The organism is Streptomyces sp. NPDC001222 (assembly GCF_042896945.1).
In the GTDB taxonomy this organism is placed as follows: domain Bacteria; phylum Actinomycetota; class Actinomycetes; order Streptomycetales; family Streptomycetaceae; genus Streptomyces; species Streptomyces gibsoniae.
Genome location: NZ_JBIAXT010000001.1, coordinates 197,226 through 213,574, shown reverse-complemented (window position 1 = coordinate 213,574; position 16,349 = coordinate 197,226). Strand labels below are relative to the sequence as shown.

At 73.0% G+C, this 16,349-nt stretch carries 14 protein-coding genes; 11 read left to right on the top strand and 3 right to left on the bottom strand.

Translation table 11 applies throughout. From position 1 onward, the window contains the following. Positions 1 to 159 precede the first annotated feature (159 nt). The 3 genes from ACFY2Z_RS00970 to ACFY2Z_RS00960 all read left to right on the top strand — a co-directional run bounded on the left by ACFY2Z_RS00970 (position 160) and on the right by ACFY2Z_RS00960 (position 2,714). Positions 160 to 795 carry a DUF3043 domain-containing protein gene (locus ACFY2Z_RS00970; RefSeq protein ID WP_390742415.1) on the top strand — a complete coding sequence of 212 codons (636 nt, stop codon included), beginning with the start codon at positions 160 to 162 and terminating at the stop codon, positions 793 to 795. Positions 796 to 878: 83 nt separating this feature from the next. Next, on the top strand, positions 879 to 1,580 hold the full coding sequence (locus ACFY2Z_RS00965) for a class I SAM-dependent methyltransferase (protein ID WP_390742052.1): 702 nt from the start codon (positions 879 to 881) through the stop codon (positions 1,578 to 1,580). A gap of 69 nt (positions 1,581 to 1,649) precedes the next feature. Continuing rightward, positions 1,650 to 2,714 (top strand): S1C family serine protease, encoded by a 1,065-nt coding sequence (locus ACFY2Z_RS00960; protein ID WP_390742051.1) that lies wholly within the window; start codon positions 1,650 to 1,652, stop codon positions 2,712 to 2,714. An 89-nt stretch (positions 2,715 to 2,803) separates the two neighbouring features. Here ACFY2Z_RS00960 and ACFY2Z_RS00955 read toward each other — a convergent pair whose 3' ends face one another. Beyond that, entirely contained in the window at positions 2,804 to 3,016 is a 213-nt protein-coding gene (locus tag ACFY2Z_RS00955; protein WP_355919514.1) for a hypothetical protein, read from the bottom strand. 112 nt (positions 3,017 to 3,128) lie between these two features. Between ACFY2Z_RS00955 and ACFY2Z_RS00950 the strand changes: the two genes are divergently transcribed. Further along, positions 3,129 to 4,328, top strand: coding sequence for a bifunctional adenosylcobinamide kinase/adenosylcobinamide-phosphate guanylyltransferase (locus ACFY2Z_RS00950; protein ID WP_390742050.1), 1,200 nt, complete (start codon positions 3,129 to 3,131; stop codon positions 4,326 to 4,328). Here ACFY2Z_RS00950 and ACFY2Z_RS00945 read toward each other — a convergent pair. Beyond that, on the bottom strand, positions 4,317 to 5,384 hold the full coding sequence (locus ACFY2Z_RS00945) for a class I SAM-dependent methyltransferase (protein ID WP_390742049.1): 1,068 nt from the start codon (positions 5,382 to 5,384) through the stop codon (positions 4,317 to 4,319). The two genes, ACFY2Z_RS00950 and ACFY2Z_RS00945, sit on opposite strands and share 12 nt — an antisense overlap. A gap of 202 nt (positions 5,385 to 5,586) precedes the next feature. On the opposite strand from ACFY2Z_RS00945, the gene cobT reads away from it, so the two are divergent. From cobT to ACFY2Z_RS00930, 3 genes are all read left to right on the top strand, one after another. Further along, positions 5,587 to 6,654 carry a nicotinate-nucleotide--dimethylbenzimidazole phosphoribosyltransferase gene (gene cobT / locus ACFY2Z_RS00940; RefSeq protein WP_390742048.1) on the top strand — a complete coding sequence of 356 codons (1,068 nt, stop codon included), beginning with the start codon at positions 5,587 to 5,589 and terminating at the stop codon, positions 6,652 to 6,654. A 163-nt stretch (positions 6,655 to 6,817) separates the two neighbouring features. Then, positions 6,818 to 8,611 (top strand): phosphatidylglycerol lysyltransferase domain-containing protein, encoded by a 1,794-nt coding sequence (locus tag ACFY2Z_RS00935; protein WP_390742047.1) that lies wholly within the window; start codon positions 6,818 to 6,820, stop codon positions 8,609 to 8,611. 27 nt (positions 8,612 to 8,638) lie between these two features. Further along, positions 8,639 to 9,340, top strand: coding sequence for a hypothetical protein (locus ACFY2Z_RS00930; RefSeq protein ID WP_390742046.1), 702 nt, complete (start codon positions 8,639 to 8,641; stop codon positions 9,338 to 9,340). On the opposite strand, the gene ACFY2Z_RS00925 is transcribed toward ACFY2Z_RS00930, so the two are convergent. After that, positions 9,280 to 10,041 (bottom strand): hypothetical protein, encoded by a 762-nt coding sequence (locus tag ACFY2Z_RS00925; protein ID WP_390742045.1) that lies wholly within the window; start codon positions 10,039 to 10,041, stop codon positions 9,280 to 9,282. The two genes, ACFY2Z_RS00930 and ACFY2Z_RS00925, sit on opposite strands and share 61 nt — an antisense overlap. An 89-nt stretch (positions 10,042 to 10,130) precedes the next feature. Between ACFY2Z_RS00925 and ACFY2Z_RS00920 the strand changes: the two genes are divergently transcribed. From ACFY2Z_RS00920 to sucB, 4 genes are all read left to right on the top strand, one after another. Continuing rightward, positions 10,131 to 10,913: an adenosylcobinamide-GDP ribazoletransferase gene (locus tag ACFY2Z_RS00920; protein WP_390742044.1), complete on the top strand. Its 783-nt coding sequence runs from the start codon at positions 10,131 to 10,133 to the stop codon at positions 10,911 to 10,913. A gap of 225 nt (positions 10,914 to 11,138) precedes the next feature. After that, positions 11,139 to 12,668, top strand: coding sequence for a leucyl aminopeptidase (locus tag ACFY2Z_RS00915; RefSeq protein WP_390742043.1), 1,530 nt, complete (start codon positions 11,139 to 11,141; stop codon positions 12,666 to 12,668). A 356-nt stretch (positions 12,669 to 13,024) separates the two neighbouring features. After that, the gene (gene lpdA, locus ACFY2Z_RS00910) at positions 13,025 to 14,413 is read left to right on the top strand and encodes a dihydrolipoyl dehydrogenase (protein ID WP_390742042.1); all 1,389 of its coding nucleotides are present in this window, start codon (positions 13,025 to 13,027) and stop codon (positions 14,411 to 14,413) included. A gap of 60 nt (positions 14,414 to 14,473) precedes the next feature. Then, complete coding sequence (gene sucB, locus ACFY2Z_RS00905; RefSeq protein WP_390742041.1) at positions 14,474 to 16,246, top strand: 2-oxoglutarate dehydrogenase, E2 component, dihydrolipoamide succinyltransferase; 1,773 nt, start codon at positions 14,474 to 14,476, stop codon at positions 16,244 to 16,246. The last annotated feature ends 103 nt before the right edge of the window (positions 16,247 to 16,349 follow it).

Sequence of the window (16,349 nt, the reverse complement as noted above, 5' to 3'; positions counted from 1 at the left end):
GTCCCGCTCCGGCGTAGGGAGTAGGTGTCCCCCGAGGTTACGTACGGGGTGACTCCCGGATTCCCTCAGCCGGCCTACGGAAGAACGCCGGTGGTCCTCCTTTTGAGGCCCTCTGTCCCACTACAGACGACCGGTGTTGCCGGATCGTTCCCCACGCGGCTGGGGTCCAAGCGGGGGAACCCCGTACCCTTGGGTTTTGTGTTCCGTAGCCGTGCCAAGGAAGAGAAGGCCCCCGCCGACAAGGCGCCGGTGACCGACTCCAAGCAGACCCGTGACCCGCAGGCCAAGAAGGGCCGGCCCACGCCCAAGCGCAGTGAGGCCCAGTCCCAGCGCCGCAGCGTCGCCAACACGCCGCTGACGCGCAAGGACGCCTCCAAGCGCCAGCGCGACGAGCGCCGCGCCCAGATGGAGCGCCAGCGCCAGGCGCTGGCCGGCGGTGACGAGCGGTACCTGCCGGCGCGGGACAAGGGCCCGGTGCGCAAGTTCGCCCGCGACCACGTCGACGCGCGCTTCAACGTGGCGGAGTTCTTCCTGCCGATGGCCGTGATCATCCTGGCGCTGAGCCTGGTGAAGACGACCTCGCTGCAGAACATCGCGCTGCTGCTCTGGCTCGTCGTCATCGTGCTGATCGTGCTCGACTCGATCCTCTCCGCGTTCCGCCTGCGCAAGCGGCTGAACGAGCGCTTCCCCGACCAGAACAAGAGGGGCGCGATCGCCTACGCGCTCATGCGCTCCCTCCAGATGCGCCGATTCCGGCTGCCGAAGGCGCAGGTCAAGCGCGGAGAGCGGCCCTGAGCGCGGATTCCTTCTCCGGGGATGCGGCCGGAGCGTGGCTGGACCGGCTGGGCCGCCTGCGTGATGTCGTACGGCAGGAGCTGGTGGCCCGGCAGCTCGACGAGCAGATAGCCGGGCGGTTCCCGGTCGGGCAGCGGCTGCGGGTGCTGGACGTGGGAATGGGCCAGGGCACCCAGGCGCTGCGCCTGGCCCGGGCCGGGCACCGGGTCACCGGGCTCGAACAGAACCCCACGATGATCGAGGTGGCCCGCAGGGCCCTGTCGGGGGAGCCCGAGGGCATCCGGGAGCGGATGCGGATCATCGAGGGGGACGGGCGCGACACGGGGGTGCACTTCCTGCCGGGCAGCTTCGACGTGGTGCTGTGCCACGGGGTGCTCATGTACGTGGACGAACCCGATCCGCTGCTGGCGGGGCTGGCGCGGATGCTCGCGCCCGGGGGACTGCTGTCGCTGCTCGTACGGAACGGGGACGCGCTGGCGCTGCGGCCGGGGCTGTCCGGGGACTGGGACACGGCGCTGGCCTCCTTCGACACCACCGCCTATACTAACCGTCTGGGCCTGGAGGTGCGGGCCGACCGGCTGACGACGCTGACCGCGACGCTCGCCGGGATCGGGGCGCCGCTGCACACCTGGTACGGGGTGCGGGTCTTCACGGACACGGCGCCCGACGACGCTCCGGTTCCAGAGGACGTGGAGCGGCTGCTGGCCGCGGAGGAACGGGCGGGGCGGACGGATCCGTACCGGGGTGTGGCCGCGTTGCTGCATCTGTGCGGAGTGCGCGGCTGAGCCGGGGCCTGCCCCTCGTTCGGACGCGCAGGAGGCGCCGGGAGTCCCTCCCGAGGAGAGACTCGGGGCATGGACGCTACCCGTGCCCGTACCGTTCGGCGGTGCGTTCCGTTTCTCCTGTGGTGTCTGGTTCTGCCCGGATGCACCGGCTCCGGGCAGCCGGCCCGGGCCAAGAGCCCGACCAGCACCCAGGCCCCCTCCCCCAGGACGGCCAACGATCTGCAGAGCGACTACCAGCGGGTCATCAAGAACGTGCTGCCGTCGGTGGTGCAGATCCAGGCCGGTGGGGCCCTCGGGTCCGGAGTGGTCTACGACGACAAAGGGCACATCGTCACCAACGCCCATGTGGTGGGCAGCGGCAAGAAGTTCAAGGTGACCACCGCCAACAGCCAGGAGGTGCTCACCGCCGGCCTCGTCTTCTCGTACCCGCAGCAGGACCTCGCCGTCATCCGGCTGGACCGGACGCCGCAGGGTCTGCGGCCGGCCGTCTTCGGCGACTCGGGCAAGGTCGAGGTGGGGCAGATCGTCCTCGCCATGGGTTCACCGCTCGGGCTGTCGTCGAGCGTGACCGAGGGGATCGTCTCGGCGACCGGGCGGACCGTCAGCGAGGGGAACAGCGAGGGCGGTACGGGCGCCACCATCGCGAACATGGTGCAGACCTCGGCGGACATCAACCCCGGCAACAGCGGGGGCGCGCTCGTCGATCTGAACGGCCAGGTCATCGGCATCCCCACGCTCGCCGCCGTCGACCCGGAGCTCGGCAACGGCGCGGCGCCCGGCATCGGGTTCGCCATCCCGGCGTCCCTCGTGAGGACGATCGCCGACCAGATCATCAAGACCGGCCGGGTCACCGGCTCGGGACGGGCCGCGCTCGGCATCACCGGCCGCACGGTGGTGAACGGCGCCTATCAGCCGGTCGGGGTCGCGGTGGTCGAGGTCGTACGGGGCGGCGCGGCCGACCACGCGGGCCTGAAGACCGGGGACGTCATCACCAAGCTGGGCGGCCAGGACATCACCACCATCACCTCGCTCGCCGAGGCGCTCGCCGGGGACAAGCCGGGACAGCGCACGACCGTGACCTACACCCGCAGCGGCGGCCGGCGGACGGTCGACGTCACCCTGGGCGAGCAGTAGGCGCGCGAGTCGCACGAGGGGCGGGGCGGGTGACGACCGTTCGGCCCTCGCCCGCCCCGCCCACGCGCGTACGCGTGTGCCTCCTACGGCTACGACTCGTCGGCGCGCAGGCTCATGGGCCCGTAGATCTCCGTCGAGTCCTCGTACAGCCGCACCTGGTCGGCGCCGCCGTCGAGCAGGTCCCTCCAGTGCTCCCCGATCCAGGACTCGGCGTCCCCCTGCGTGGTGAACTCCTCGGGCACGACCGCGGGCTGGACCTCCGCCCCGTCGGCCTTCTCGAACCGCCACGTCCATGCCGCCATGTACGCCTCCCAATGTGAGCACATGCAGAGCACCGGCCGGATCTTGGTCCGGCCATCGTTCCGAGCCTAGCCGGACGCGCAAGACCTGCGGCGACCCGGGAAAATCGGGTCCGTGGAACTGACTCTGCTCGGCACCGGTGCCCCCGCGGGACTTCCCCGCCCCGACTGTCCCTGTGCGGCCTGCGCGCGTGCGCTCGGACCCGAGGCGCGCGCGGCGACCTCGCTGCTGGTGGACGGCACACTGCTGCTGGATCTGACGCCGGGTGCGGCGTTCGCGGCCGCGCGCGCCGGGCACTCGCTGGCCGGGGTGCGCCAGGTGCTCCTCACCCACCCGCACGAGGGGCCCCCGGTGGACGTCCCGGCGGGTCTGCCGCAGCCCGCGCGGGTGCCGGACGGGCGGGAGCTGGCGCTGCTGACCGGGCACCGGGTGCGGGCCCTGGCGATGGACGCGCCGGGCACGGGCTACGCGGTGACGGGCCCGGACGGGATGCGGCTGCTGTATCTGCCGCCGGGCGGAGCGCCCGCGGGCCTTGTGGGGCCGGTGGACCCGTACGACATGGTGGTCGCCGATGTGGTGGGGCGGCCGGACGCGGTCGCGCGGCTGCGCGCGGTGGGGGCGCTCGGGCCGGCCACCGATGTCGTCGCCGTCCACCTCGACCACGAGGTGGCGCCGGGCGCCGAGCTGCGGCGGCGGCTCGCGGCCGCGGGGGCGCGGGCGGTGCCGGACGGGACGACGCTGGCCGTGGGCGCGTACGACGAGGTGCCGGACGTCCCGCGGCGCACGCTGGTGCTGGGCGGGGCGCGCTCGGGCAAGTCGGTGGAGGCCGAACGGCGGCTGGAGGCGTTCCCGGACGTGCTGTACGTCGCGACGGGCGGAACGCGGGGCGGGGACACGGAGTGGGCGGCGCGGGTGGCCGCGCACCGGGAGCGACGGCCCGGGTCCTGGCAGACCACCGAGACCTGTGACCTCGTACCGCTGCTGAAGGAGGAGGGGCCGCCGCTGCTGATCGACTGTCTGTCGCTGTGGCTGACCGACGCCATGGACGCGGTGGACGCATGGGACGATGCGGAGTGGGCGAGCGGCGGCGAACGGGCCCTGCGGGCACGGGTGGAGGAGCTGGCGGCGGCGGTGCGGGAGACCCGCCGGACGGTCGTCGCCGTCTCGAACGAGGTGGGCTCCGGGATCGTCCCGGCGACGGCGTCGGGACGCCGCTACCGCGACGAACTCGGCCGTCTGAACGCGGCGTTCGCGGCGGAGTGCGAGCATGTGCTGCTGGTGGTGGCCGGGCAGGCGCTGACGCTACGCGGATGACGGCGGCGTGCGCGCGATGACCCGGTAGGCGTTGGCGAAGCGGGTGCGCCGCAGCAGCGGTGCCAGCGCGTGGTCCGCCGCCGTGGCCGCGGCCGCGACCGGGGCGGCGGCCCTCGCCAGGGCCGTGCGCACGGGTGCCGTGCGTCCCCGGGCGTCCGGCGCCGGCAGGGCACGGGCCAGGGTCAGGGCGAGGGCGCCCGCCAGGTCGTACGGCAGATGCGGCTCACGATGGTCCGTGGCGACGATCGCGCAGCCCAGCGCCTCGAGTTCGGCCAGCAGGTTGGCCTGCGGCACGAGGTGGAGGTGGTGCGGGCTCCCGTGAGGGACCCACCGCCTGCCCAACAGCCGGGCGAACGCGCAGCCGGGGTCGGCGGCCTCGATGAGCAGATGGCCGCCGGGGCGCAGCACGGTCAGGGCGGCGCGCAGTTCCGCGCGCGGGTCTGGGGTGCGCTCCAGGTGGTGGACCATGCTGAGGACGTCGTAACGGGAGCGCAGACGCGCGAGGACCGCCGGGTCGGTGAGGTGCCCGCGGTGGGCCTCCTCGACGCGGCCCGCGGCCCGTGCCTGGTGGACGCGCCGGGTGGGGTCCAGTCCGTCGAAGGAGGTGTACGGGTGGATCTCCTTGGCCGCCTCGGGGAAGTGGCCGTGCCCGGTGCCGACGTCGAGCCAGCTCTCCGGCTCCTGGTGGGGCCCGAGCGCGCGGGCCGCGGCCCGGTGGCGCCGGGCGCTCGCGCGGGCGCCGAGGAGGCGTTCGGTGAGCCGGTCGTGTCCCGGGCGGCCGTCGGGGCCGTCCTGGTCGTGGCGGGCGCTCTCCTCGGCGGCGGGACGGGGGTTGCGGAAGACATGGGCGCAGTCCCGGCACTCGTCGACGCCGAAGGCGCCCGGCCGCACCGCCTCCGGGGCGCTTCTCCGGGCCCGGACCCGGGTGCGCAGCCGCGTGGAGCCGCACCACGGGCAGTCCTCCCGGCGCGGCTCCTGCGACCGGGCGGGGTCCGGGGCGGCGTGACCGCGGCGCTCGGCGCGGCGCGCGGCGGCCGTCCGTGGGGTACGGCGCATGGGCGGCTCCTGTGGCGACGGGGGTGGCGGCTGGGGTGGGCGGGACGACGGACGGCCGCGGCGACAGGGGGGTACGGCCGTGCGCACGGGGTGCGCGACCATACATGCCCAAAAGGTACGTACAGGACACCGCTCGGAGGCGTAGTGACGTGCCGTCGACGTGGCGCCTCGGCGTTGGATCAGGGCCGGTACTGTTCGGCGAATGAGCTCGCTTAATCTCGACGACTTCACCGATCTGATCGAGCGCCCCGACGGCGGGGTGCGCCGCGACGCCGAGGCGCGCAGGGAGCGTCAGATCGTGCCGCCCGGGGCACTGGGCCGGCTGGACGACCTGGGTGAGTGGCTGGCGGCCGCGCAGTCCGCCGTGCCGGTGCGGCCGATCGAGCGACCGCGCGTGGTGCTGTTCGCGGGCGATCACGGCATCGCCTCGCTGGAGGTGTCCGCGCGGCCGGCGGGCAGCGCGGACCGGCTGGTACGGGCGGTGCTGGAGGGCGCGAGCCCGGCGTCGATCCTGGCGCGACAGCTCGACGTGCCCGTGCGCGTGGTCGACATGGCCCTCGACTGCGACCCGGACGAACTGCCCGGGGACGTCGTACGGCACCGGGTGCGACGCGGCAGCGGGCGCATCGACGTCGAGGACGCGCTGACGGCACAGGAGACGGAGGCGGCGTTCCTGGCGGGGGTCGCGGTCGCGGACGAGGAGGCGGACGCCGGGACCGACCTGGTGGTCCTCGGTGACGTGAGCGTCGGCGGGACCACACCGGCGGCCGTGCTGATCGCCGCCCTGTGCGGCACGGACGCGTCCGTGGTCACCGGGCGCGGGGGTCTCGCGATCGACGACCTGGCTTGGATGCGCAAGTGCGCGGCCGTACGGGACGCGTTGCGGCGGGCCCGGCCGGTGCTGGGCGACCAGTTGCAGCTGCTCGCCGCGGTCGGCGGGGCCGATCTGGCCGCGATGACGGGCTTCCTGCTGCAGTGCGCGGTGCGCAAGACCCCGGTGATCCTGGACGGAGTCGTGTCGGCGGCGTGCGCGCTGGTCGGGCAGCGGATCGCGTTCCGCGCGCCGGACTGGTGGCTGGCCGGGCAGAACAGCGGGGAGCCCGCGCAGGCCAAGGCGCTGGACCGGATGGCGCTGGAGCCGCTCCTCGAACACGGCGTGACCGTCGGCGAGGGGACCGGTGCCCTGCTGGCGCTGCCGCTGGTCCAGGCCGCGGCCGCACTGGCGGCGGAACTTCCGGAGACGCCCGCCGAGGCCGAGGGCGACGAGTAGCCGAGGACAGGAACGGCCCGGGCGACACGCGTCCGGGCACGTGGAGTTGACGTCCAGTCAGCTACCTTGGGAGCGGCCGCATGTGACGCGTGAGCGATTCCACTCGATTCCGCCTCGCACCGCTCCCCCGCACACACCCGAACGCCCCATATCATCGCCCTTCATGGGAGATGCCCGTTTCACCATGGAACAGGAGCGCACGGTTCGGCCGGGAGGCCAGGCGCGGTCGTCCGGTCGGGCCTCCCGGCGGGCCGCCGCGGGCGCCGTCTGGTACCTGCGCGCCGTCACCTTCATCAACTTCCTCTCCGCCGCATGGGTCTCGCTGGGGCAGGACGTACGGCGGCACAACCAGGAGAACCTCTTCACCCCGTACCTGCTGACGGCGGGCTTCGCCTCGGGCGTCTTCACGATGTTCCTCGCCGTCACCATGCGGCGGCGCAAGCGGGCCGCGTGGATCCTCAACCTGGCGCTCAGCGGGCCGTTCCTGCTGCTGTTCGCCTTCGCCATGAGCTTCCCGGAGATCCGGCAGTACGCGCAGAACTGGGCCTCCCTGGTGCTCACCGCGGGCTTCGTCGCCGCCCTCCTCGTCGGGCGGCGCGAGTTCTACGCCAAGGGCGACCGCTCCAACCCGCGGCTCGCCGCCGTGGTCGCGGTCGGCGGCCTGCTCGCCTCCTCGTTGCTCGCGGCGCTCCTGGTGACCGTCACCAACACCGCGCACGATCCGCATCGCTCGACCTTCCTGGACCGTTGGCGCTACGGCACCCTGCGGCTGGTCTCGGTCGCCGCCGACGAGTCGCACTACCCCGGCATCTCGACGCCGAACTGGGTCAACGTCGCCATCAACGTGTTCAGCACGCTGCTGGTGCTCGCCGTGCTGTACGCCGCCTTCCGCTCCCGGCGCGCCGTCGACCCCCTCACCGAGGACGACGAGAAACGGCTGCGGACGCTGCTCGCCCGGCACGGCGAGCGGGACTCGCTCGGGTACTTCGCGCTGCGCCGGGAGAAGAGCGTGATCTGGTCGCCCACCGGCAAGGCCGCGGTCGCCTACCGGGTCGTCGGCGGGGTCTCGCTCGCCTCCGGCGACCCGCTCGGCGACCCCGAGGCCTGGCCCGGCGCCATCGAGCCATGGCTCGCCGAGGCCCGTGCGCACGGCTGGATCCCGGCCGTGATGGGCGCGAGCGAGGAGGCCGGCACCGTGTACGCGCGGCACGGGTTGGACGCGCTCGAACTCGGTGACGAAGCCATCGTGGAGATCGGCGAGTTCACCCTTGAGGGGCGGGCCATGCGCACCGTCCGCCAGGCTCACAACCGGGTGCGGCGCGCCGGGTACACGGTGCGCATCCGGCGCCACGAGGACATCCCCGGGGGCGAGATGGCGCAGCTGCTGGAGAAGGCGGACGACTGGCGGGACGGGGCCACCGAGCGCGGGTTCAGCATGGCGCTGGGGCGGCTCGGCGACCCGCAGGACGGCCAGTGCATGATGCTGGAGTGCCTGGACGCCGACGGCCGGCTGCGGGCGCTGCTGTCCTTCGTGCCGTGGGGACCGCACGGACTCTCGCTCGATCTGATGCGGCGTGACCGCGACTCGGACAACGGGCTGATGGAGTTCATGGTCATCGAACTCCTGCGCCGCGCCCGGGAGATCGAGATCACCCAGGTCTCACTCAACTTCGCCATGTTCCGTTCCGTCTTCGAACGTGGTGCGCGCCTCGGTGCCGGACCGGTGCTCAGGCTGTGGCGTTCGCTGCTCAGCTTCTTCTCGCGCTGGTGGCAGATCGAGTCGCTGTACCGGGCCAATGCGAAGTACCGGCCCTTCTGGGAGCCCCGGTTCCTGCTCTTCGAGAAGAGCGCGGACCTGCTGCGCATCGGCGTCGCCTCGGCGCGCGCCGAGGGGTTCCTGGAGGCTCCGGGACTGCCGAAGTGGTTGCACCGCAAGCACCTGGAGTCGCACCGATGAGGAACGCCGGACGATGAGGAACGCTGGATGAACGCGCTCGCCCGCCTGGCCCGCGCCGAATGGGAACTGCTGTACGTCACCGTGCGTCAGGACCTCGCGCGACGGAACCGGCGGGCGGTCCCGATGACGCTGACGGCCGTGTGCCTGACCTCGGTCCTGCAGTTCGTGCAGAACCAGTCATGGGGCTTCGGGTTCGTGCAGCACATCGGATCCGTACGGGCCGAGGAGCCGCTCTCCCTGGCCCTGCTGCGCACCCCGCTCTCCCTGTTCGTACCGGCGCTCGATCTGCCGGTGTGGGGAGCGCTGCTGCAGATCCTGTTCGTGTTCGGGATCGCCGAGATCTGTCTCGGCTGGTGGCGCACGCTCGGTATCGCGTACGTCGCCACCCTGGCCGGCACGCTCTACGCGCGCTTGGGCATCCGGCTGGGGGCGCACCATCCGCTCGGGCTGCCCGCGACGGACGCGCAGGTCGTCGACACCGGCCCGTCGGCGGCGGTGATCGGGCTGGCCCTGTTCCTGTGCTGGCGCCACCAGGCATATATCACCGGCGGCGTGGTGGTCGCGGCGATGGTCGGCGAACTCCTGGTCAAGCAGAACCTCGCCGGCAAGGAGCACCTCGCCGCGATCGCCGCGGTGCTGGTGCTGTGCGGGACGTCCGCGCTCGGCCGCTACTGGCGCTGGGGCACCCGGGTGTCCTGCGAGTCGGGCCTGCCGCCGATCCAGTCCTGAAGTCTGCGGCTGGGGACCGCCCAGCGGCGGTCGTGGTGGTAGGCGCGCAGGCCCGCCCTGGCCCGGGCGCGCGGCCGGCCGCGGTAGAACCGTCTGGCCCACGGGGAGCCGGGGCGGGCCAGCCGCACGGCGCCGATCACGGCGACCAGCGGGACGATCACCCCGAAGAGCGCGGTGCGCGCCTTGCCCTTGCTCAGGGCGAGCAGCGAGAAGAGGAAGTTCGCGGCCACGCTCACGGCGACGGCGGCGCGGTCGTGCAGCTCGTCCGTGGAGACGTCGTTGACGCCGAACGGCGCGAAGCCCGCGAGCACCAGGCCGACCAGGGCCGCCGTGACCACCACGACCTCGACGCTCTTGCGGCCGTCCTCCGTCCAGTAGACGTCGGCGAGGTGCAGGATCAGGGCGAACTCGTCCAGGACCAGACCCGCCCCGACGCCGAAGAGCACCGCGCACACGCCCGAGCCCGGGCCGTGGCGGCTGGCGAGCGCGCCGAAGCCGCCCACCACGACGAGGACGACACCGGGGACGACATGGTGGATGTGCACACCCCCGGCGCTCACATTGCCGAACGGGCCCTTCCCCGCGCGGATGAGACGGGTGACGACCCGGGTGACCACGAACGTCAGCACGAACGAGGCCAGCGCGAGCAGCAGCGGCAGCTTGCCCGGCTCGACGATGTTGCGCTCCAGCCAGTGGCCCATGGGGAAAAGTGTGCCCGTGGCGGCCCCGAACTGCCTGCTCACGGCCGCCCCGCGGAAGGACGGCCGCACCGCTCACGTACCCTTCGCCCGTGTCCAGGACCCCGCAGCTGCACGGCCTCCGCTTCGCCTTCGGCACTCTCACCGTCCTGCCGGTCAGGGTGACCCGCTGGGACCGGAAGGCCGCACGGGGCGGCATGGTGTGCGCGCCGCTGGCCGGAACGGTGGTCGGAGTCCTCGCCGGGCTGCTCGGCGCGGCCATGCTTCTGCTGGGCGCGGGCCCGCTCACGGCCGCCGTCGCCGCTGCCGCCGTGCCGGCCGTGCTGACCCGGGGCCTGCATCTGGACGGGCTCGCCGACACCGCCGACGGACTCGGCAGCGGGAAGCCCGCCGAGGACGCGCTGCGGATCATGAAGCAGTCGGACATCGGCCCCTTCGGCGTGATCACTCTGGTCCTCGTGCTGCTGGCCCAGGTGGCGGCCCTCGCGCAGGCCTACGACGCCTCCTGGACCCGCGGTCTGCTCGCCGCGGTCGTCTCGGCGGCCGCCGCGCGGCTCGCCCTCACCCTGGCCGCGCGCGCGGGGGTGCCGGCCGCACGGCCCGAGGGACTGGGGGCCGCCGTCGCGGGGGTGGTCCCGGTGGGCGCCGCCCTCGCCGTGGGGCTGGCCGTGACCGCGGCGGCGGCGGGCGGGGGCGCGCTGTTCGGCCCCTACGGCGCCGTCCGCACGGCGGCCTCGGTGGTGCTCGCGGTGGCCGCGGCGGAACTGCTGCTGCGCCACTGCGTCCGCCGGTTCGGCGGGGTGACGGGTGATGTCTTCGGCGGCCTCGCCGAAACGGCCGCGACGACCGCGCTCGTCGCGCTGACCCTGGGCTGACCGCCCCCGGATCATCGGGACGGGGGCGGCAGAAGGCCGAGGCACCACGAAGAGGTGAACACCCACAGGACTCAGTGGGTCGGCCACCGAGCGTAGGCTCATGCCGGGTGTTTCCCTGCCCAGGTGAAGACCGAACGATCGGAGCAATCTAGGGTCGGGTCCCGGGCCGGTCGACCCCATCCTGTTCGGCCACCGAAACTCAATCGGAAGCGAGATTTCACCACCGTGACTGCTCTCACTCTCAGCACCGCTGCGGCGGCCGGCCTGCGCGCCGACGCGATCGTGGTCGGTGTCGCGAAGGGCGCCGAGGGCCCGGTCGTCGCACCGGGCGCCGAGGCCGTGGACCAGGCGTACGACGGCAGGCTCGCCGTCGTCCTGGAGACCCTGGGCGCCTCGGGTGCCGAGGGCGAGGTGACGAAGCTGCCTGCACCCTCCGGCTTCAAGGCTCCTGTCGTCGTGGCCGTGGGCCTCGGTGCCGCCCCGGAGAAGGACGAGCCCTACGCCGCCGAGTCGCTGCGCCGGGCCGCCGGCGCCGCCGCCCGCGCGCTCGCCGGTTCCAAGAAGGCCGTCTTCGCGCTGCCGGTCGCGGACGCCGCCGACGCCGGTGTCGTCGCCGAGGGCGCGCTGCTCGGCGCGTACTCCTTCGACACGTACAAGGAGAACGGCAGGAACTCCAAGAACGCCAAGAACGGCAAGGCTCCCCTCGCCGAGGTCGTCCTGCTCGGCGGCAAGCCCCGCGACAAGGCCTACAAGGCCGCCGTCGAGCGCGCCGTCGCGGTCACCGAGGAGCTCAACCGCGCCCGCGACCTGATCAACATGCCGCCCAACGACCTGAACCCGGCGGCCTTCGCGTCCATCGCGCAGACCGCGGGCAAGGAGCACGGCCTCAAGGTCCAGGTGCTCGACGAGAAGGCGCTGACCAAGGGCGGCTACGGCGGCATCCTCGGCGTCGGCGCGGGCTCGGCCTCCGGTCCCCGCCTGGTGAAGGTGTCGTACACGCACCCCGAGGCGAGCAAGCACCTGGCGCTGGTCGGCAAGGGCATCACCTACGACTCGGGCGGCATCTCGCTCAAGCCGGCCGGCCACAACGAGACCATGAAGTGCGACATGAGCGGCGCGGCGGCGGTCTTCGCCGCGGTCGTGGCCGCCGCCCGGCTGGGCCTCGAGGTCAACGTGACCGCCTGGCTCGCCCTGGCCGAGAACATGCCGTCCGGCTCGGCCACCCGCCCGGGCGACGTGCTGCGCATGTACAGCGGCAAGACCGTCGAGGTCCTCAACACGGACGCCGAGGGCCGTCTGGTGCTCGCCGACGCGCTGTGGGCGGCGTCGGAGGAGAACCCGGACGCGATCGTGGACGTCGCGACCCTGACCGGCGCGATGATGCTGGCGCTCGGCAGCCGCACCTTCGGGATCATGGCCAACGACGACGCGTTCCGCGGCGCGATCCACGAGGCCGCCGAAGAGGTCGGCGAGGAGGCCTGGCCGATGCCGCTGCCCGAGCACCTGCGCAAGGGCATGGACTCCCCGACGGCCGACATCGCCAACATGGGCGAGCGGATGGGCGGCGGCCTGGTCGCCGGTCTGTTCCTGAAGGAGTTCGTCGGCGAGGGCATCACCTGGGCCCACCTCGACATCGCCGGCCCGGCCTTCAACGAGCAGGCCCCCTTCGGCTACACCCCCAAGGGCGGCACCGGTTCGGCGGTCCGCACCCTGGTGCGGCTCGCGGAGCTGACCGCCGCGGGCGACCTCGGCTGACGTCTGCGCGCAGACGGCGCACCACACGAGGGCGGCCCCGGATGCCACGGCACGGCATCCGGGGCCGCCCTCGTCGACGCACACCGGGAACGCCTCGCCCCGGATCGGGCTCCGGCCGCGGGGTCGTTACGCCCTCGACGAAATCAGTACGGGCCAGGCGGCCACGACCTCCCGACGTGATGGATCAGACGTCCCAGACGGCGGCCCGGCGTCCCCTCTGCCGCCGACAAGTGCAAAGATGGGGTCTCGGCAGGACAGGGCCCCCACCGAAGGGCCGAAGCATCAAGCGGCCGGACACCAGCCGCCTGCCGGTCATCGGAGACCGGCGCACGGCGCACATGCATGGAGGACGTGACGTGGCGAACGACGCCAGCACCGTTTTCGACCTAGTGATCCTCGGCGGTGGTAGCGGTGGTTACGCCGCGGCCCTGCGCGGGGCGCAGCTGGGTCTGGACGTCGCCCTGATCGAGAAGGACAAGGTCGGCGGCACCTGCCTGCACAAGGGTTGCATCCCCACCAAGGCTCTGCTCCACGCGGGCGAGATCGCCGACCAGGCCCGCGAGAGCGAGCAGTTCGGTGTCAAGACCAGCTTCGAGGGCATCGACGTGCCGGCCGTCCACAAGTACAAGGACGAGGTCATCTCGGGCCTGTACAAGGGTCTGCAGGGCCTGATCGCCTCCCGCAAGGTGACCTACATCGAGGGTGAGGGCCGGCTGTCCTCCCCCACCTCCGTCGACGTCAACGGTCAGCGGATCCAGGGCCGCCACGTCCTCCTGGCGACCGGTTCCGTGCCGAAGTCGCTGCCCGGCCTGCAGATCGACGGCAACCGCGTCATCTCCTCGGACCACGCCCTCGTCCTGGACCGTGTGCCGAAGTCCGCGATCATCCTCGGCGGCGGCGTCATCGGCGTCGAGTTCGCCTCCGCCTGGAAGTCCTTCGGTGCCGACGTCACCGTCATCGAGGGTCTGAAGCACCTCGTCCCGGTCGAGGACGAGAACTCCTCCAAGCTTCTCGAGCGCGCCTTCCGCAAGCGCGGCATCAAGTTCAACCTGGGCACCTTCTTCCAGAAGGCCGAGTACACCCAGGACGGTGTCAAGGTCACCCTCGCCGACGGCAAGGAGTTCGAGGCCGAGCTCCTCCTCGTCGCCGTCGGCCGCGGCCCGGTCTCCCAGAACCTCGGCTACGAGGAGGCCGGCGTCGCCATGGACCGCGGCTACGTCCTCGTCGACGAGTACATGCGCACCAACGTGCCGACCATCTCCGCCGTCGGCGACCTGGTCCCCACGCTCCAGCTCGCGCACGTCGGCTTCGCCGAGGGCATCCTGGTGGCGGAGCGCCTGGCCGGCCTGAAGACCGTCCCGATCGACTACGACGGCGTGCCGCGGGTGACGTACTGCCACCCCGAGGTCGCCTCCGTCGGCATCACCGAGGCCAAGGCCAAGGAGATCTACGGCGCGGACAAGGTCGTCTCCATCAAGTTCCCCCTCGGTGGCAACGGCAAGAGCCGGATCCTGAAGACCGCGGGCGAGATCAAGCTCGTCCAGGTCAAGGACGGTGCCGTGGTCGGCGTCCACATGGTCGGCGACCGCATGGGCGAGCAGGTGGGCGAGGCCCAGCTGATCTACAACTGGGAGGCCCTGCCGTCCGAGGTGGCCCAGCTGATCCACGCCCACCCGACGCAGAACGAGGCGCTCGGCGAGGCCCACCTGGCCCTGGCCGGCAAGCCCCTCCACATGCACGACTGACCCTCGGTCGACGAACGCGACGACACAGACTTCCGCACTTCGTAAGGAGCAACCGAAACCATGCCGGTTTCCGTAACCCTCCCGGCGCTCGGTGAGAGCGTCACCGAGGGCACCGTCACCCGCTGGCTGAAGGCCGAGGGCGAACGCGTCGAGGCCGACGAGCCGCTGCTCGAGGTCTCCACCGACAAGGTCGACACCGAGATCCCCGCCCCCGCCTCCGGCGTGCTGACCTCGATCAAGGTCGCCGAGGACGAGACCGTCGAGGTCGGCGCCGAGCTGGCCGTCATCGACGACGGCACGGGCGCCCCCGCCGCGGCTCCGGCCCCGGCCGCCGCCGAGGCCCCCGCTCCGGCCGCCGAGCCCGCCCCGGCGCCGGTCGCCGAGGCACCGGCCGCCCCGGCTCCGGCCCCTGCCGCCGCCCCCGCCGGTGCCGCCCAGGGCACGGACGTGGTCCTGCCCGCGCTCGGAGAGTCGGTCACCGAGGGCACCGTCACCCGCTGGCTGAAGGCGGTCGGCGACTCCGTCGAGGCCGACGAGCCGCTGCTCGAGGTCTCCACCGACAAGGTCGACACCGAGATCCCGGCGCCCGCCTCCGGCGTGCTCCTGGAGATCGTGGTCGGCGAGGACGAGACCGCCGAGGTCGGCGCCAAGCTCGCCGTCATCGGCCAGCCGGGTGCCGCCCCCGCCGCCGCTCCGGCCCCGGCCGCCCCGGCTCCGGCGCCCGCCGCTGCCGCCCCGGCGCCCGCCGCCCCCGCGGCTCCGGCCGCGCCTCCGGCCCCGGCGCCCGCCGCCCCGGCCCCCGCTCCGGCGGCCCCCGCCGCTGCCGCTCCGGCCCCGGCTCCGGCCGCGCCGGCGCCCGCCCCGGTCACCCCGGTCCCGGCCGCCGCCCAGGCGACCGACGAGGGCGCGTACGTGACCCCGCTGGTGCGCAAGCTCGCCGCCGAGAACGGCGTCGACCTGTCCACCGTCAAGGGCACCGGCGTCGGCGGCCGCATCCGCAAGCAGGACGTCATCGCCGCCGCCGAGGCCGCGAAGGCCGTGGCTCCGGCTCCGGCCGCCGCTCCCGCCGCCGCCCCGGCCGCGAAGAAGGCTCCGGTCCTGGAGGTCTCCCCGCTGCGCGGTCAGACCGTGAAGATGCCGCGGATCCGCAAGGTCATCGGCGACAACATGGTCAAGGCCCTGCACGAGCAGGCCCAGCTGTCCTCGGTGGTCGAGGTCGACGTGACCCGCCTGATGCGTCTGCGCGCCCAGGCCAAGGACACGTTCGCGGCCCGAGAGGGCGTCAAGCTCTCCCCGATGCCGTTCTTCGTGAAGGCGGCGGCCCAGGCGCTGAAGGCCCACCCGGTCATCAACGCCAAGATCAACGAGGCCGAGGGCACCATCACCTACTTCGACACCGAGAACGTCGGTATCGCGGTGGACTCCGAGAAGGGCCTGATGACCCCGGTCATCAAGCACGCCGGTGACCTCAACATCGCGGGTATCGCCAAGGCCACGGCCGAGCTGGCGGGCAAGGTCCGGGCCAGCAAGATCACCCCGGACGAGCTGTCCGGCGCGACCTTCACCATCAGCAACACCGGTTCGCGCGGCGCCCTGTTCGACACGATCATCGTGCCGCCGGGCCAGGTCGCGATCCTCGGCATCGGTGCCACCGTCAAGCGCCCGGCGGTCATCGAGACCGAGGAGGGCACGGTCATCGGCGTCCGCGACATGACCTACCTGACCCTCTCCTACGATCACCGTCTGGTGGACGGCGCCGACGCCGCCCGCTACCTGACCGCGGTCAAGGCGATCCTGGAGGCCGGCGAGTTCGAGGTCGAGCTCGGCCTCTGATCCTCTCCGGGCCGCCGACAGTCGGCCTGATCCACGGCGCCCCCGTCCGGACGTTCCGGGCGGGGGCGCCGTGTCTGCCCGTTACAGCGATGTGTAAGCCTCG